This window comes from Quadrisphaera sp. INWT6 (assembly GCF_015390235.1).
In the GTDB taxonomy this organism is placed as follows: Bacteria; Actinomycetota; Actinomycetes; order Actinomycetales; family Quadrisphaeraceae; genus Quadrisphaera.
Map to the genome: position 1 here is coordinate 137597 of NZ_VUOH01000005.1, position 17058 is coordinate 154654.

Annotated in this window: 12 protein-coding genes; 4 read left to right on the plus strand and 8 right to left on the minus strand. The window is 70.1% G+C overall.

What is annotated here, in order from left to right; genetic code table 11:
* Positions 1-121: 121 nt before the first annotated feature.
* Positions 122-2347, minus strand: coding sequence for a catalase/peroxidase HPI (gene katG / locus F1641_RS15550; RefSeq protein ID WP_194907138.1), 2226 nt, complete (start codon positions 2345-2347; stop codon positions 122-124).
* A complete protein-coding gene (locus F1641_RS15555; protein ID WP_194907139.1) occupies positions 2344-2823 on the minus strand; it encodes a Fur family transcriptional regulator in 480 nt (159 codons plus the stop codon). Before F1641_RS15555 ends, katG begins: the two co-directional genes overlap by 4 nt.
* Positions 2824-2962: 139 nt before the next feature.
* Between F1641_RS15555 and F1641_RS15560 the strand changes: the two genes are divergently transcribed.
* Positions 2963-3562, plus strand: coding sequence for a hypothetical protein (locus F1641_RS15560; RefSeq protein ID WP_194907140.1), 600 nt, complete (start codon positions 2963-2965; stop codon positions 3560-3562).
* Positions 3563-3869: 307 nt separating this feature from the next.
* Here the strand turns inward: F1641_RS15560 and F1641_RS15565 are convergent, their stop codons facing one another.
* Positions 3870-6455 (minus strand): bifunctional diguanylate cyclase/phosphodiesterase, encoded by a 2586-nt coding sequence (locus F1641_RS15565; protein WP_194907141.1) that lies wholly within the window; start codon positions 6453-6455, stop codon positions 3870-3872.
* Between the two features lie 207 nt (positions 6456-6662).
* Entirely contained in the window at positions 6663-8258 is a 1596-nt protein-coding gene (locus tag F1641_RS15570) for a S8 family serine peptidase (RefSeq protein WP_194907142.1), read from the minus strand.
* 1054 nt (positions 8259-9312) lie between these two features.
* Here F1641_RS15570 and F1641_RS15575 point away from each other — a divergent pair.
* From F1641_RS15575 to F1641_RS24005, 3 genes are all read left to right on the plus strand, one after another.
* The gene (locus F1641_RS15575; protein ID WP_194907143.1) at positions 9313-10380 is read left to right on the plus strand and encodes a helix-turn-helix domain-containing protein; all 1068 of its coding nucleotides are present in this window, start codon (positions 9313-9315) and stop codon (positions 10378-10380) included.
* A gap of 217 nt (positions 10381-10597) precedes the next feature.
* On the plus strand, positions 10598-11053 hold the full coding sequence (locus F1641_RS15580) for a hypothetical protein (protein WP_194907144.1): 456 nt from the start codon (positions 10598-10600) through the stop codon (positions 11051-11053).
* Positions 11050-12063: a relaxase/mobilization nuclease domain-containing protein gene (locus F1641_RS24005; RefSeq protein WP_194907145.1), complete on the plus strand. Its 1014-nt coding sequence runs from the start codon at positions 11050-11052 to the stop codon at positions 12061-12063. The genes F1641_RS15580 and F1641_RS24005 overlap by 4 nt, the downstream gene beginning before the upstream one ends.
* A 159-nt stretch (positions 12064-12222) precedes the next feature.
* Here F1641_RS24005 and F1641_RS15590 read toward each other — a convergent pair whose 3' ends face one another.
* From F1641_RS15590 to F1641_RS15605, 4 genes are all read right to left on the minus strand, one after another.
* Positions 12223-12699: a hypothetical protein gene (locus F1641_RS15590; RefSeq protein WP_194907146.1), complete on the minus strand. Its 477-nt coding sequence runs from the start codon at positions 12697-12699 to the stop codon at positions 12223-12225.
* Between the two features lie 592 nt (positions 12700-13291).
* The gene (locus F1641_RS15595) at positions 13292-14917 is read right to left on the minus strand and encodes a DUF6119 family protein (RefSeq protein ID WP_194907147.1); all 1626 of its coding nucleotides are present in this window, start codon (positions 14915-14917) and stop codon (positions 13292-13294) included.
* A gap of 73 nt (positions 14918-14990) precedes the next feature.
* Positions 14991-15422 carry a DUF4913 domain-containing protein gene (locus tag F1641_RS24010; protein ID WP_375541505.1) on the minus strand — a complete coding sequence of 144 codons (432 nt, stop codon included), beginning with the start codon at positions 15420-15422 and terminating at the stop codon, positions 14991-14993.
* A gap of 5 nt (positions 15423-15427) precedes the next feature.
* A complete protein-coding gene (locus tag F1641_RS15605) occupies positions 15428-16963 on the minus strand; it encodes a type IV secretory system conjugative DNA transfer family protein (protein WP_194907149.1) in 1536 nt (511 codons plus the stop codon).
* Positions 16964-17058: the final 95 nt, after the last annotated feature.

Here is a 17058-nt window from a genome sequence, read left to right on the forward strand (position 1 = left end):
ATCCTCACCCACGACGCGGGCCCGCGTCAGGTCGAAACCGCGCCCCCGTGACGGAGACCGTCCGGACGCACCGCGCGCCCCGCCCCCGGTGACGGGGACGGGGCGCGCTCTGACCTGCGGGTCAGCGGTGCAGGTCGAACCTGTCGAGCTCCATGACCCGCTGCCACGCCTTCGCGAAGTCGCGGGTGAACAGCTCGGCCGCGTCGTCGGAGGAGTAGACCTCGACCATGCCGCGGAGCACCGAGTGCGAGTTGAGCACCAGGTCGGCCGCGGTCGCGGTGCGCACCACGGAGCCGTCGGCGCCGACGCCCTCGAAGACGCCCTCGGCGTCCTTCGAGGTGCGCCACTCCACGCCCAGGTCGAGCAGGGTGCGGAAGAAGTCCTGCGAGAGGACGCCGACGCGGTCGGTGAAGACGCCGTGCACCGCGCCGCCGGTGTTGGCACCGAGCACGCGCAGACCGCCGACGAGGACGGTCAGCTCCTTGGCGGTCAGGCCCAGCGTGTAGGCCTTGTCGACCAGCAGCGTCTCGGCGTGCACCTTGGTGCGCGGGTCGACCCACGAGCGGAAGCCGTCGGCCTTCGGCTCGAGCCAGCGGAAGTTCTCGACGTCCGTCTGCTCCTGGGAGGCGTCCGTGCGGCCGGGGGTGAACCCGACGGAGACCGGCGCCCCGGCGTCGGCCGCGGCCTTCTCCACCGCGGCGGTGCCGCCGAGGACGATGACGTCGGCCAGCGAGACCCTCGCGCCGCTGGCCTGCTGGAACTCGTCGCGCACGCGCTCCAGCACGGGCAGCACGTCGCGCACGCCCTCGTTGACGGCCCACCCGATCTGCGGCTCCAGGCGGATGCGGGCGCCGTTGGCGCCGCCGCGCTTGTCGGTGTCGCGGTAGGAGGCCGCGGCCGACCAGGCGGTGTGCACCAGCTGGGGGACCGTGAGCCCGGAGTCGAGCAGGCGGGCCTTCAGGTCGGCGACCTGCGCCTCGGTGACCAGCTCGTGGTCGACGGCGGGGGTCGGGTCCTGCCAGATGAGCACCTCGGACGGGACGTCCGGGCCGAGGTAGCGCTCGCGCGGGCCCATGTCGCGGTGCAGCAGCTTGAACCAGGCGCGGGCGTACTGGTCGGCGAAGTACGCGTGGTCGTCGCGGAACTCCACCATGATCTGGTGGTACGCCGGGTCGGCGAGCAGCGCGAGGTCGCTGGTCAGCATGATCGGGTTGTTCTTCTTGCCCGGGATGTGCGCGTCGGGCACGAGGTCCGCGGCGGCGCCGTCCTTGGGCTTCCACTGCTTGGCGCCGGCGGGGCTGGTGGTCAGCTCCCACTCGTGCTCGAACATCGTGTCGAGGTAGGAGCTGTCCCACGCGGTGGGCGTGGGGGTCCAGGCGCCCTCGAGGCCGCTGGTGGTGGTGTCGGCGCCCTTGCCGGTGCCGTGCTGGTTCTTCCAGCCGAGGCCGTTGCCGTGCACCGGGCAGCCCTCGGGCTCCTTGCCCACGAGCGAGGCGTCACCGGCGCCGTGCACCTTGCCGAAGGTGTGGCCGCCGGCGATGAGGGCGACGGTCTCGACGTCGTTCATGCCCATGCGGCCGAAGGTGACGCGGATGTCGTGGGCGGAGCCGAGCGGGTCGGGCCGGCCCTGCGGGCCCTCGGGGTTGACGTAGATCAGGCCCATGGTCACGGCGGCCAGGTTGCCCTGCTCGAGGTCGAGCGGGGTGTCGGGGCCGGCGTAGCGGTCGTCGGTGAGGAAGGAGTCCTCGGGGCCCCAGAAGACCTCCTCGGGCTGCCAGGTGTCGGCGCGGCCGAAGGCGAAGCCGAAGGTGGGCAGGCCCATGTCGTCGTGGGCGACGTTGCCGGCGAGCACGAGCAGGTCGGCCCAGGACAGCTTGCGGCCGTACTTCTGCTTGACCGGCAGCAGCAGGCGGCGCGCCTTGTCGAGGTTGGCGTTGTCGGGCCAGCTGTTCAGCGGGGCGAAGCGCTGCGCGCCCTGGCCGCCGCCGCCGCGCCCGTCGGCGATGCGGTAGGTGCCGGCCGCGTGCCACGACATGCGGATGAAGAGCGGGCCGTAGTGGCCCCAGTCGGCCGGCCACCAGTCCTGGGAGGTCTTCATGAGCTCGGCCAGGTCGCGCTTGACGGCGGCGACGTCGAGGGTCGCGACCTCGGCGGCGTAGTCGAAGTCCTCGCCCAGCGGGTCGGACTCGCGGGAGGTCCGGTTGAGGACGGTCAGGTCGACCTGGTTGGGCCACCAGTCCTGCAGCGAGCGGGGGTGGTCGGTCACCGGCGAGGGCGGCTGGATGGCCGGGTTCTCGCTCTCGCTGGTGCTGGCGCTGTTCGCCTTCTCCTGCGCGATGTCGGTCAACGGTCTGCCTCTCTGGTGGGGACGGGTGGAGTGTCAGAGGGGTGGGCTGCGGCGGCGCACGCCGCGCACAGCCCCCAGAAGGTGATCTCAGCCTCGTCGACGACGAAGCCGGTGCCGTCGACCGGGTGGCCGGGCGCGAGGCACGGCGCCGCGCCGACGGCGCAGTCGACGTCGGTGATGCCTCCGCAGCCGCGGCACACCAGGTGGTGGTGGTTGTCGCCGACGCGCGCCTCGTAGCGCGCGACGGACCCCTGCGGCTGGATGCGGCGCACGAGGCCGCTCTCGGTGAGCACCCGGAGCACGTCGTACACGGCCTGGTGCGACAGCGGCGCCAGGTGCGTGCGCGCGGCGACGATGAGCTCGTCCGTGGTGGCGTGCGCGTGGGCGCGCACCGCTCCCAGCACCGCGAGGCGGGGCTGGGTGACGCGGAGGCCGACGGCGCGCAGCGCGCGCGCTCCGGCTGCGTCGTCTCGCACCCCTCGATCCTGGCCCCTCTTCCTGAACGAGTCAAGATCTGAGCGAGGACCCGCCACGCCGGACGGCGCGCCGACCCCCCTCGGGAGGGGGACGGCGGAGCCCTTACCGGCACCTCCCCGCCGTCCCTAGCGTGACGACGTGAGCGATCCCCAGGACCTCTCGCCGGACTCCGCCACCACCCTGGGGGTCCCGACCTCCCCGGAGGGAGCGCGCGAGCTCTCCGCACGCATGGCCGGTGACGCGGTCCGCCGGGTGCACGCCCTCGAGGGGGTGCCGGCCGACGCGGTGGTCGACCCCCACCCCGACGCGAAGGTGCCCGGGGCCAACGTCGTCGACGTGCGCGACTCCCGCTCGGCCACCCACCCCCGCTACTGGGTCGGCATGGCCGGCGAGGTGATCGCCACCACCACCGACGACCCCGCCGTCGGCCGCAACCCCGAGGTCCGGCGCGCCCGCACCCGGTACACCGCCGCGGTCGAGGCGGTGCGGCTCCGCTTCAAGGTGCCGGTGAGCACCCCGCTCCTGGCCACGCCCGACGCGTTCGTCGACGGGGCGTTCTTCGTCCACGAGACCGCCGACGACCCGCAGGTCCGCTGGGTCTGCCCCGACGGCGGGGTGCACGACGGGTACCAGCTGGTGGACGGCCACCCCGAGTGGGAGCCGGGCACCACGGCCGCCCGCCGCGACGCGCTGCGCGCGCAGCCCTCCACAGCGGCCCTGGTCGACGCAGCGGACTGAACCTCCGGGGTGCGCCTCAGGAGGCGCAGACCGCGTAGGCGGTGGTGGTGACGGTCACCGCGGCGGACCCGGTGTTCACGACCCGGGAGCGCCACCCGTCGCGGGCGGACGGGTACCTCGTGCTCACCGCGATCTGGCCGGAGTCGCTCGAGGAGCCTGCGCTGGAGCCGCCACCCCCACCGGTGAGCACGGCGCCCGCCGGGCAGGTCGCGTGCGCGAGCGACGCCCCGACCCGCGGGACCGTCGGAGGCGACGGCGACGGTCTCGCCGCGATCGGTCCCCGGCCGAGGGAGGCGCTGCGCGGTCTTCACACGAGGCGCTGAGGACCCCGGTCCTGTGCCGTCCACCGCAGCAGCGACAGGTCGAGCTCGTCGGCCGGCAGCGGCCGGCTGATGACGTACCCCTGGATGATGTCGCAGCCGAGGTCGCGGAGCCTCTCCAGGACCACGAAGTCCTCCACCCCCTCCGCGACGACGCGCAGGCCCAGCACGTCCTTCAGCGAGGTGATGCTGCGGATGAGGGCGGCGCTGACCGCCGCGGCCTCGGGGCTGGCCGTGGACTCCAGCCCCCGCACGAAGCTCTTGTCGATCTTGAGCTCGCGCACGGGCAGGCGCTGCAGGTACGACAGGCTGGAGTAGCCGGTGCCGAAGTCGTCCAGCGAGATGGTCACACCGATCGATGCCAGGTGCTCCAGGACCTCGGCCGTGTGCCGGGGGTCGTCGACCAGCGAGCTCTCCGTGAGCTCCAGCGTCAGGCGCGACGCAGGCACCCCCGCGGTCGCCAGCGCCGCCGCGACGCGCTCCACCAGGTGCGGGTCGTGCAGGTTGTGCGCGGACAGGTTCACGGCCACGGACAGGTCCACGTTCCCGTCGTGCCAGCGGCGCGCCTGGCGCAGCGCCTTGCCCAGCACGTGGTGGGAGAACGGGTCGACCAGCGCCGTCGACTCCGCCAGCGGCACGAAGACGTCGGGCGAGAGCCGTCCCAGGCGGGGGTGGTCCCAGCGGACCAGCGACTCCACGGAGGTCACCACGCCCAGAGCGAGGTCCAGCTTGGGCTGGAAGTGCAGTGCGAGCTGGTCCTCCTCCAGGGCCTGGTGCAGGTCGGCGAGCAGGCCCACGCGCTCGGCGCGCCCCTCGTCGAGCGCCGCGGTGTGCAGCACCGGTCCGCTGCGCGCGGCGCGGGCCGAGGACTCAGCGGTCCCGGCGCGGCGCAGCAGGTCGGCAGGGTCCTCTCCGGCGACGGCGACGGCGATGCCGGTGCTGGCCCCCACCGAGACCGCCGTGCCGGACAGCTGCACCGGCTCCTGGAGGGCGTGAGCCACAGCCCGCGAGGCCGCGAAGGGGTCGAGCGGCCCCGCGGCGAGCAGGACGGCGAAGTCGTGGCCCGCCAGGTGCGCCACCACGGCGCCCGGGAGCGCCTGCACCAGACGAGCGGCCACCGCCACGACCAGCTCGTCGCCGACCCGGTGACCGAGGACGGCGTTGACCTCGTCGATCTTCGACAGGTGCAGAGCCAGCACCGCCGGCGCCGGCCCGCCACCGGCCTGCGCCGCCAGCGCTGCCGCGGCACGGTGCTCGAGCGCGGAGCGGTTGGGCAGCCCCGTCAGCGGGTCGTGGGTGGCGTCGTGGCGCAGCTGCTCCACGAGGCGCGCGGCCCGCAGCTTGACGGCCAGGTGCCCGGCGAGGGTCTGCAGCATCGCCAGGTCGTCACGGGTGAAGGTGGCGGTGTCGCCGAGCCGGTCCCGCAGGAGCAGCACCCCCTCGTCGGCCTGGTTGCTGAGCGGGCAGGCCAGGGCGTCCCGGGCACCGACGGTCGCGAGCCACGCGCGCTGTTCGTCGTGCCGGGTGCCGCTCCCCACGAGGACGGGTCCGCGCGCCGCGGCCTGGAGCAGGGGCCCCTCCGCCGCCCGGCGCCCGGTGACGGGGGCGTCCGAGGTGGCCTCGACCGAGTCAGGGTCCTCGTGGGCCTGGCGGAGCACCGTCCACCCGTCGCCGTCGGCAGCCGGGACCAGCAGCTGCGCGTGCTCGGCCCGCAGCACGGTCCGCACGTGCTGGAGCAGGGCGCAGGTCCTGTCGCCGGCCGCGGAGGGCTGCTCCGGGCCGTCGACCTCGATCTCCACGAAGTCCTTGACCAGCTGCAGGGACGCGTGGCGGCGCCGCAGCACCGTGTGCAGCTGGTGGACGGTGACGACGGTGACGGTGGTGAGCGCCGCCAGACCCCAGCCCAGCGACCCGGTGCTCGCGAGCAGAGCCAGCAGGAGACCGGCGTGCGTGCTCACGACGACGGCGGGTGCTGCGGTGAGGAAGATCTCCACGACGTCGGCGCGAGAGACGGACCGCGTGTTGGCCTGGATGACGGCGAGGATGAGTGCGCAGGTCACCACGTCCGAGACGGCCATCGCGGCGTAGGCGGCCACTCCCGTGGCGACCTCGATCCCGTCGGAGGGCTGGACCAGCTGGTGCGCGACCAGGACGACCAGGGCCGTGTCGAGCAGGTAGGCGGAGAGGTTGAAGGCCGACTTCACCGGGGAGAGCCGCTGCGCGGCGAAGACCGCTGCGGCTGACGCCAGGCGAGCGACCACGAGGACGTCGGGCGGGCAGTAGAGGGCGCCGAGCAGCAGCGGCACGCCGGTCAAGGAGAAGCTGTAGGCCTGCCGGCGGATCTCGACGTGGATCTGGCCGACCTCGGCGACCACGAACGCAGCGCACAGCACGACCAGGCCCACCCAGCCCGGGAGCGGGGCCTCGGTCACCAGCGGCACAGGGGGCAGGTGCAGGGCGGCGACCACGCCGCCCGCAGCGACCGCGACGATCAGGGCCGCGGTCACCGGCCCGGGACCGCTCAGGCGGCGGACGGCTCCCGACGCGGTGCGCGCCGCTGCTGCCAGGTCCACCTCGTTCCCCTCTCTGCGCGTGGCGCGGTGCACCGCGTCCCCCGGTCCTTCGGTCGAGGGACAGCAGGACTTGAGGCGGTCAGGCCGCAGGTCGCCCCGCTGCTCCGAGGCGCTCGACCAGGTCCGGGGCTCGGAGAGGAGCTCCGCGGACGGCGCGAGTCCTCCCACCCCGTCGGAGAGGGGGTGGGAGGACTCGCGCCGGGGGTCTCAGCTCCAGCGGCTGGCGGAGTAGTTGTCGGAGCTCCACCGCGAGCGGCTCCACTGGGAGGCCTCCCACCCGGCCCCCGACCAGCGCGAGCGCTGCCAGACCTCGTCGCTCCAGCGCGAGCGCTGCCAGCCGCTGGTGGTCCAGCCGCTGCCGGTCCAGGGGGTGCCGAGGTAGGAACCGCCGGACCACGTCGCTCCGCGCGACGCCGCGTCCTTGCGCGCCTGACCGCTCCAGGCGCTGCCCCGCACGTCGACCTCGCCGGACAGGACCCGGCCGGAGGCCGGGTCGACCAGGTGGGCCGAGCCACGGGCCCGCTCCAGGCTGCCGAGCCCGCTCGACACGGGCCAGGTCTGCTTGCTGGACACGGTGGTCTTGGCCGACCGGTCGCCGGCGGCGGCCTTGCGCACCACCTGCAGCGCGGCGGTCACGTCGATCTGGCCGGCACCGGCGTCGACGGCGCTGGCTCCGGGGACGCGGTCCGCGGTGGCCATCAGGGCGGCCTTGAGGCCGTCGGGGGTCAGGCCGGGGTTGGCCTGCAGGAGGAGGGCGGCCGTCCCGCTGACCACGGCAGCGGCCTGCGAGGTGCCGCTGCCGCGGAAGAGGCGGTTGCTGGCGTCGTTGGCGACGCGGCCCTCGGGGTGGGTGGTGTCCACGTTCGAGCCGGGGGCCCGCAGGGAGGTGACCGAGGTGCCCGGGGCGACGACGTCGACGTGGCGGGCCGCCGTGCCGCGGGCGGAGAAGTCGGCCGTGGAGGGGTTGCCCCACGGGAGCTGACCGTTCGCCACGGAGCCCACCAGACGGCCGATCCGAGACCTGTCGGGGCTGCTGGCCCCCACGGCGATGACGTAGGGGTCGACCGCGGGGTCGGTCAGCGTTCCGGCGTTCTTGCCGGTGTTGCCGCCCGAGACGACGACGACGATGCCGGCCTGCCAGGCGCGCTCGACGGCCGCCGCGAGGGGGTCCGTGCGGTAGTCCTGGGTGCTGTCGGTGCCGTAGGAGAGGTTGATGACGCGGACGTTCATGCCGTTGTCGTTGCGGTGCTCGACCACCCAGTCGATGCCGGCGATGACCTGGCTGACGTCGGTGCTGCCGTCGGTGTTGGCGAGCTTGAGGGCGAGCAGGCCCGCGCCGGGGGCGACACCGAGCTGGTCACCGCTGCGGATCACAGGGGTGCCGTTCGACAGGGTCTGGGCGTCGGACGCACCGATGATCCCGGCCATGTGGGTGCCGTGGCCGTAGCTGTCCGTGGACAGCGTCGTGGGGCTGTTGGCCTCGATGGACAGGTCGGGCCCCTGGACCACGCGGGTCAGTCCTGGCACCGCGGCGACGCCGCTGTCGAGGACGGCGACGGTCACGCCCTGGCCGGTGATGGCCCGGCCCTTGGAGTCCTGGCTCTTCCAGGCGTCACGGGCCCCGATCACGGAGGTGGTGGTCGACAGCGAGCCCGGGTCGCGGCTGTCGTCGTACCGCCCGCTGAGCGCGCTGCGTGAGACGTCGTCGAAGAGGGAGTCGCCCCAGGTCGTGCCGGTGCCCACGGGTGAGGTGGCTGCGGTGGCGGGGGCGGCGGTGGGCACGAGGAGGGCGGTGGCGAGCACGGAGGCCGTCGCTGAGGCGGCCAGTGCCCGGCGCCGCCACCGGAGGGTGGAGCGCGCGGCTCGACAAGTAGTCACGCAGTGAGAGTGAGCGATCACTCAGCGTTCCTGTAACCCCGAGACGGCAAGATCATCCGAACGGGGGCTCGCACCGGTGCGGCGGGTGTCGCGGTCGCGGCCCCGTCGGGTTCCCCGACCGCGCGTCCGCACGCGGAGCCGCGTCTGCTGCAGTGACGCGTCGGTGCTGTCCGGCGGGTCACCTGGCGATGGCCGACGAACGGCACCTGCTGACGCGCGGACCGCCTGGCGCCAGCCCATCAGCAGGTACGAGACCCCTTCGCCGTGGCGACAGCGCAGATGCCCCGCAGGCACCGCGAGGAGCAGCTGGCCCCGGCCCCCGTGGACGCACCTGCACCCGCGAGGACGGCACCTCCTACCGCCCGGAGTGGGTGACCGAGCACTTCGGTGCCCTCATCCGCAGCACGGGCATGCGCCTGGTCCGACTGCACGACCCCGGCACACCGGCGCCGGCCCTGCGCTGGAGACCGGCATCCCCCAGAGGTCACCTCCGACCGCCTCGGCCGCTCCACCACGGTCGCTGCGAACCTCCGCAGCCACGTCTGCGACGACGGCGCTCACCGCACCGAGGCCCTGCTCGCCGACAGGCACACGGCGGACGCGGGCGAGATGTGAGCGCAGGACACGCGCCAGCCCCCTCAGGGGCGATCGGGCTCCACCACGCAAGAAGCCCCCTCACAACGTTTCCGTTGTTCAGGGGCTCCGTGCGTCGCTGTCTCAACGAGCGCGCCCGGCAGGACTCGAACCTGCAACCTTCTGATCCGTAGGGATCATGCGGCGCGTCCGTCGTGTAACACCTTGCGCCGCTCAGGCCCCTGACCTGCCGCTTCGTTCCCGCGTCCACGTCCAGCCCGTCCGACCCGTGCGGTCGCGTACAGCTGGTCCCGACGCGGTTCCTAGCGCGTCCCCGACGCGCAGCCCCTTCTCACCGGCTGCGCGGCGACGACGCCTGCCCGGACGCATCCAGCAGGAGGACCCCGTGCTCGACCCCGCCACGCCACCACCGGCACCGACCATCCCCGACGCACTCGTCGTTGAGGACCAGCTCTTCTCGATCGTCCCGGAGTGGGTGATCGAGTCCGGCATCAGCGACCCCGCCTTTCGCCTCTACGCCCTGCTACTCCGCTACGGCAACGGCAGCGGCGTCCGCATGCCCTCCCGCGCCACCCTCGCCGAGCGGCTGCACCGCTCCACGGACGCCGTCGACCGCGCGCTGCGCAACCTCGAGGAGAAGGGCCTCGTCGTCATCGAGCGGCGTCGCCGCGGCGGGGTGAACCTGTCCAACCTCTACTACCTGCGAACGGTTCGCCCTGCTGCCGGCGACGGGCCGGACGACGACGGGGGTGGCCGCACTTCTGCGGCCACCGCTCCCAGCACGTCTGGTGATCAGGCTGCTCGCCCGCAGCAGAACCTGCCGGTGGCAGCAGGGGGTGGCCGCACTTCTGCGGCTACTGGCCGCGGATCTGCGGCAGGGGTGGCCGTAGATGTGCGGCCCGACCCAGAGATCTTTACCCAGAGAAGTTCTCCTCCTCCCCCTCCGTCCCCCGCACCGAGCGCCTCCCAGCGCGCTGCGCGGGAGGAGGAGGTGGAGTTCCTCCGCAGCCTCAACATCGACCCTCATGGCGGACTGGAGGTGATCGTCGAGATGTGCGCGGCGTCCCGCGCCGCCCACGGCCTCGGGACCGCGTGCTGGCAGGCCCCGCACCTGCTGGCTGCCCTGGAGCTCGCCGTACGACGGCGGCTCTGGCCGGCGCGCTTCGCCGCCACAGCGCTGCTGAAGGTCGCAGCCGACCCCGCCACCCGCTCCCCGATGCGCCTGGCCGAAGCCGGACCGTGGTGGGACGAGGCCTCCAAGCCTGAGCACGCCTCAGGTCTCAGCGCCGAAGACGTCGACGCCCTCGAGGCCCGGCTGCAGGCGCTCGACGGTGGCCGGATGGCGCTGCAGCAGCAGGCCCGCGCCGAGCTGACGGCGGAGAACATGCCGCTGACGCGCACCACGGTGCTGCGGAGGGCCTGCGAGATCCTCGACCGGCGGGAAGCCTCGTGAGCGCCTTCGCGGTGCTCGTGGCCCTGCCGTGCCGACCGCGGCTGGCGGCTCATCCTGGGGTCGGAAGGGCGGGAGCAAGATATGCATCTGGTACCCAGATGCGCCGTCGCTGCCGCGCCGGGTTCCGCTCGCTGCGCATCGCAGGCCCCAGCGGGGGCGACGTCGACCGGGCGCGGTCGTCGTCATGGGCTGGCGTCTGGTCGGGCAGGCGGGCGCAGTGAGCGCCGTCGGACCGCGCCCCGGCCGGGCACGTCGGTACACCCGCGCCCGTGACCGCCAGGTCAAGTTCCGCGCCACGGCCGAGGAGTACGAGCTGCTGGCCGAGGCTGCCCGCTCCGCCGGGTTGACCCCGTCGGGATACGCCGCCGAAGCAGCGCTGGCGGCTGCCCGGGGTGTGCGGGCGCCGTCGCTCACACCGGTCCGCGAGGCGCTGGTGGAACTCATGGCGGCCCGTACGCAGGTGCGCCGGTTCGCGGTGAACGTCAACCAAGCGGTCAGGGCGCTGAACGCTTCGGGAGAGGCGCCTGAGTGGCTGGCCACCGCGGTCGCCATCACCGACCGCGCAGTCGAGCGCCTCGACGGCGCGGCCGCCGAGCTAGTCCAGGCCGCGAGACGCTCTCAGCGATCGGCGGCCGCTCCCCCGCTGACGCTGACCGCGAGGGAGGGGACATGATCGGCAAGGTCGTCCGAGGCAATGACATCGGCGGACTGCTGCGCTACCTGTTCGGTCCAGGCCGGGCAAACGAGCACACCGACCCCCACTTCGTCGCGGCCTGGGACGACGGAGTGGTCGCCGCCCACACCCCCGGAGGCGACCCGCGACTCAAGCACCTGACGGCCCTACTGGAGCAGCCGCTGGCCGCGCTCGACAACCGACCCTCACAGGCGGTGTGGCACTGCCCGCTGCGAACGGCCCCGGGAGATCGAGGACTGACGGACGCGGAGTGGGCTGACATAGCTGTCGAGGTGCTGCACCAGACTGGCCTGGCCCCTCGCGGCGACGCCTCTGCGTGCCGCTGGGTGGCCGTCCGGCACGCCGACGACCACATTCACCTGGCGGTCACGCTCGCCCGGCAGGACGGACGTCGTGCTCGCGACTCGCACGACTACGCCAAGCTCGGCGCGGCGTGCCGCACTGTGGAACTGCGGTACGGCCTGACGGTCACTCCGGCGCGAGACCGGACGGCACCCAAACGCCCGACGCGGGCCGAGAGCGAAAAAGCGGTACGCCAAGGCGCCCGAGAGACGCCTCGCCAGCAGTTGCGCCGCCAAGTGCGCCGCGCTGCCGTTCTGAGCGCTGACCTTGCCGGCTTCATCGAGCACTTGGAGGCCGCTGGCGTCAAAGTGCGCCTCCGCCGCAGCCAGCTGGATCCGACCGTCGTAACTGGTTACGCAGTCGCCAGCCCCGGGAACTGCACAGCGGACGGTGCACTCGTGTGGTTCGGTGGGGGCAAGCTAGCGCCGCAGTTGACATTGCCGAGGCTTGACTCCACATGGGCTCATGGTCGCGCTTCGAATTCTATGCAAACGCGTGCTCCCGCGAGTCGGACGCTGTCGCGAGCAACGGCATCTCTTTTGCACATGTCTTCAATTGCCAGTCGAGTGGAGAGTGGAGATGTAGCTGGGGCCTCCACGGTTGCAGTAGCTGCCTTTGCGAAAAGGGCAAGATCACGCGCTCGATGATCGATGGAGGCGATCGCAAAGGGTCGACCAAGTACCAGCATCCTTGTTTGCCACCAGAAGGCTGTCACTTCATGATGAAACACGACCTACGCCGCATTCAATTTCCATATTCATAAGTTTTTCCCACTTGCCGGTCAATGCGCAAGCAGTGCACCCCAACTAGACATACCCATCACTCAGTATTCGGTCATAATCAGTTTGATAGTCGCCGCCATGCGCACTAAGTGACTTCATTGCCCGGTTGAGCAAGTGTATTGCGCCCACTATCTCGCCATTGCCAACCGAAGATTTGGCCGAGAAGGCGCTGGCCATAAGGGCGTGCGAGCGGGCGGCATGAAGCGCTGTCTCATAGATTACCCAAGTTGGGTTGGCCGATAATTCGCGCAGGGAACGCCGCGCCACAAACAGGCTTCGAGGGTCGTTGGACATCAGCCTGAGCAAGTCATCGCCGGCCGCTTGTGCTCGCGCAGCTCCGCGACGACGACCACCGACGCGATTCCATTTTGGCCTCGTTCCGTATGTCAGTCTGGCCGCCTCAATTAGAAGCCCTTCGACATGGGCGACACTAGCCATCACACTCTGGGATTGCTGCTCGGAGTAAACTTGCTCGATGGCGTCTGCGAATGCCGGGCCCATGTACCGTCTATAGGAGGCGTTGTCTGATTGCGCCAACGGTGACTGAACCCACAATGACAACCCAATCTCGGCATGACCCCGCAGCCACGGCTCGATCTTTCCCCACTTGTTCGATCTACTGGCCGGGCCGCTGAGGCCGTTGTGTTGGGCAAATCGCTGAGCCAGATCGGTCGCAAGCCCCACGTAGAAGATGTTTGATCCGTCTATCTTCGCGCCAGGCGTTCGCCTAGGGTCGAAGTATGCATAGATTCCATTGCTAGCCCATCCCCAGCCAGATTCAGGGCCACAAAGATCTAGAATAGCCGCCCGGACCGCTCGGCGATCATTCAAGCCATACGTCTCAGTTATGATCGTTCCGAACATATCGCCCTTTCTTGCTCAGAGTATTCATGACGACCAAATTTAAACTCGACACAAAAGTGCTCGATGGTCGCTCGCCCGCGTCCGGCCACGTCGAAAGCAACGACTCAAGTTATCGGCGGTCATGCGAAGGCGTCCGAAAAACATTAGATCAGGTACTTTGCGGACACGAGCAACGACTCGCACTACGCGAGACGTTTGAACCCAATCGGCACCCACTCACGATGATTACCTAGTTCATTTGTATCCGCGCTAGCGAAACCTTAACTCCCGCTCGGCGGAGACGTCGCGAAAAGTCACGAAGATTGACCTTGCTGAAGGTGGGGAGACTCTCGGGGATGCGGCGATCGCCCTTTACGCCGATGGCGTAGGTCACTTCTTCTGGCGCCTTTGCGGCCGCCGCCGAGTGGGTGGCGCTACACGCATGCACATGATCCTCAAAGGCCTGCTTATAAGCGGAATCGCCACGAAGCACTTCGACGGAAACCAAACCCTGCGAAAGTTGATGGCTCATTAACTGACTACCCGCGTACTTCTTCACGTGAACTAATCTGCCCGTAACATGGAACAGGTCGCATGCCTCAACTTCATCACCGTCTGACCGGAGGTCAACTTTGTCCAACAGGACGAACTCTTCGCTCACGCCAGCACAGAAGGCGTTGTAGTCGCCCTCTCCAGGCGTCTTTGACGACCAGTCAGGGAGGGCAAGGGCCCGGGAGGCGTCGGGTAGACGCCCCAAGTCGGCGTCGAGCTGGCGAGCGAAGGCACCGTCGAGTCGGTACCAACGACCAAGAGTCAAGATGAGTCGTCCGACCGAGTCAGAGAGCTCTGCAATAAGCCAGCTCCGCAACGGTACAAGTTTAGTTACCGGCGTGCCCTCGTCATCGAAAGCTTCCAACCTGACCTGCGTCAGAGACTCACGAATTGCTTTGACGCCAAGAACCTGGAGGACCTTAGATAGCTCCGAGGTTGAGACCTCTTCAAGCACTTGCTCCTTGTTCTTATATGTGACGCGTACAGCGCCTAGATCCTCTATCGGCACAAAGTCGGGAACGAGCATCTCTAACAATGAGATCTCTAAACCCGGGACGTCGGATCCAGTGGCGCCCAGCAGCGACTGAACTATCGCACTCTCAGCGACTTGAACTGCTTCCTCAGTCAGAGGCACGGGCTGCAATGCGTCAAGAAACTCGAAGTCACTCTGAGCGCCCCCCTCGCTTTGACTTAACATCTCTCGGAGTTCTAACGCCAAAGAGGCTAAATCAACGTTTGCACGGAAGCTCACGGAGTCACTGGCAATGACGCCTCCCAGCGTCCCATCGGCGGCTTCGCGATGCTCTATCTCTCCAACAAGTCGCCGAACGAACTCGCCTTCGAGCGCTACATCGAACTCGCGCAAAGCCGCCCCTGAGCGCAACTGCACCTGCTGACTCCGTGCCAACGAGTCGATACGATGGCTCCGCAGCTCCTTGACGCGGTCTGGGCGCATCGAGCGAGCAGCATATTTAAGGCCAAAGTTGTGCTCGATGGCATCCCACTGCAAAGCACTACTTCCATACCCAAAGCAAATCGCAAAAAGCCTATCATTCACGGGCAGAAAGATAATAAGGCGGTTCGTTGCTCGAGTCGCGGCATCGAGGCCCGGAAATACGCTCCCCAGTGAGGCCGCCCATTTGGGAGCATCTTGTAAGTCACTACCGAACATCGCCAGCGTCCCAGCTGGGGCATCTCCCTGCGCGGGGATCTCCTCAAGTTCCGCATCCCCACCTTTTCGATACATTGGGCGAAGTGCGGTCCTCGCGGTTTCTCCGGACTTGAGCAGATAGCAGTTGAAGCGGAGCCGAGCTTGCTTGGCCATGCTGACGCCCTCCCGGAGTGCTCTTGGCCCGGCGACGAACGCCTTGAGCAGCCCAGCATCGCGCACGGAGGGGTCAACCCAAGCCACTTAGCGACACCGGCGTGTCTTCATATCGTCGCGCGGAGCAGCTTACGAAGGGTCCTCGGGGAGCAAGCAGGATCGTCAATTGTGGATCAAGAAACTGGTGGAGCCACGTCGACATGCCGAGATGAGGATCGCGCGTCAAGGCATTCCAGGAAGACCAGAGCGCGTCTAACCGGAGGACGGCCTCTCGGTGCTCGGGCCACCGCACGCACCAACGGTACTCGCCACCTAGCGGGCGGACGAAGGTCGTGCAGAAGTAGTCCCGGACCCAGCTGTCCAGGTCGGGGTAGGCCTTTTCGTCTGTTACCGCAGCGCCCGGACGGGACCCGAGATGTGCGTCGGCGAGTTCGGCCTCGTCAGCCAGCAGTTCCAGCCGCGCCAGTCGGGAGTCGACCTCGGCCGCCCACCGCTCGTTACCCACACCGGTCAACGCTTCCCCCGCCAAGCCGGCTCTTCGTAGTACGGCTCAAGGCGCACATGCGCGACCCGCAGCCCGGTGGCGAGCACCAGAGCCGTCCCCTTCGCCATCGCCCGGAGGTCTTCGGGCGGCAGGAGCCGCTGCCGCCGGAGGGAGGTCGTCACCGACCGCGACGCGCGCTGGCTTCCGTCCCCACTGCCATCGGCGTAGGAGCGGACGGTGACGTCGTGCTCGCCCACGAGACGGCTGACGTCCTCGGCGAACTTGGCATCGTCGATCCCCGCACCCACCAGCTTCACCGTGGCCGCTGACCACAGCGCGTCCATGCCGGCCTCGCCCCACACCCGGACGCCCTGGCGGTAGGACTGCAGCACCGTCAGCGGGACGACGCCGCGCGACCCCAGGTGGGAGTACAGGTCAGGCAGGTCGAAGATCTTGCAAATGTTGGCCGCCTCGTCCAGCACAACGACCAGCGGTGGATCCAGTCTCGCGCCGGGCGAGCGCTCCGCCGCGCGGATGCCGTCGTGCATCAGCCGGTCCACCAAAGCTGCGACCAACGGGGCAGCGGTCCCAGCGCCGTTCTTGGACAGCAGGTGCAGCGTCTGTTGCGACGACACAAACGCCGCGGTGTCGAGCTCGGCGCACCCCGTGGCGCCGCTGATCCGCGGCGACACCAGCCACCGCATGATGACCGGGTCCCGCAGCGCCGAGGCCGCGGTGCGTGCCGTCTCGTAGACGCCGTCGCGGGTCTCGACGGCCCCGTTCTGCCGCCCGACGACCGCAGCGGCCGCAGCGTCGTGGCCATGTGCGCGCAGCAGGTTCGCCGCCGTCGGGACCGCGGGCTCGGTGAGCCACTCGTAGACCTCCGGCAGCGACCGCTCCGCCAGCGCGGCGGCCAGCAGGAGGTTGGCGAGCAGGTCGTGGGCGGCGCTGGACCAGAAGTCGCGCCCGTCCTTGTCGCCCCGGATCTCGGTGATGAAGTGCCCGGCCAGCCGCGACGCCTCCTCCACCGTGGTCACTGCGCGCAGCGGGTCCCACCACATCGCCTGCTCCTGACCGGTCACCCCTTGTGGGTCGAAGACCCACACCCGCTCATGGGTAGAGGCGGCGCGCTCGGCGGCGGTGGCCTCCCACAGGTCGGGCTTGATCGAGGTCGCCAGCACCGGGCCGGGGGCGTTGCGCACGATCGGCACCGTCAGCGTCGTCGTCTTGCCGGCTCGGGGCGCCATCACCGCCAGCAGCACGTCCTCCCATGACGCCCGCAGCCGCGGACCGCGCGGCATCAGGACCCCCAGCGCCAGACCGACGTCCTCGGCAGCCACGTCGCGGTCGAGTTGCTCTGCCAGCGACCGGCGCAGACGTCGAGCCCGCTTCTTCGCGGGGGCCGGGGTGAGCGGCGCCACCTCGTCTGCCTTCGCGAGCCCGTGGACCGGCGCGAGTAGCCGCCGTCCCAGGACGATCAGCGTGCACCCCGCGGTCGTTATGACGGCAACGAGCAGGAGCGCCAGGACGATGACGGCCCAAGTCGGCGTCCCCGGCCACACGGCCTCGACGCCGTCGCCGACCAGGCGACGCATGAAGTCGACACCGAACCGCGGCGAGGCCCACCCGTGCCCGGCGAGCCAGGACGCCGTCGTCC

Coding starts and splice junctions, on each gene's coding strand:
- F1641_RS24005 (WP_194907145.1), top strand. CDS start 11,050: ATGATCGGCAAGGTCGTCCGAGGCAATGACATCGGCGGACTGCTGCGC.
- F1641_RS15590 (WP_194907146.1), bottom strand. CDS start 12,699: ATGGGCCCGGCATTCGCAGACGCCATCGAGCAAGTTTACTCCGAGCAG.
- F1641_RS15595 (WP_194907147.1), bottom strand. CDS start 14,917: ATGGCCAAGCAAGCTCGGCTCCGCTTCAACTGCTATCTGCTCAAGTCC.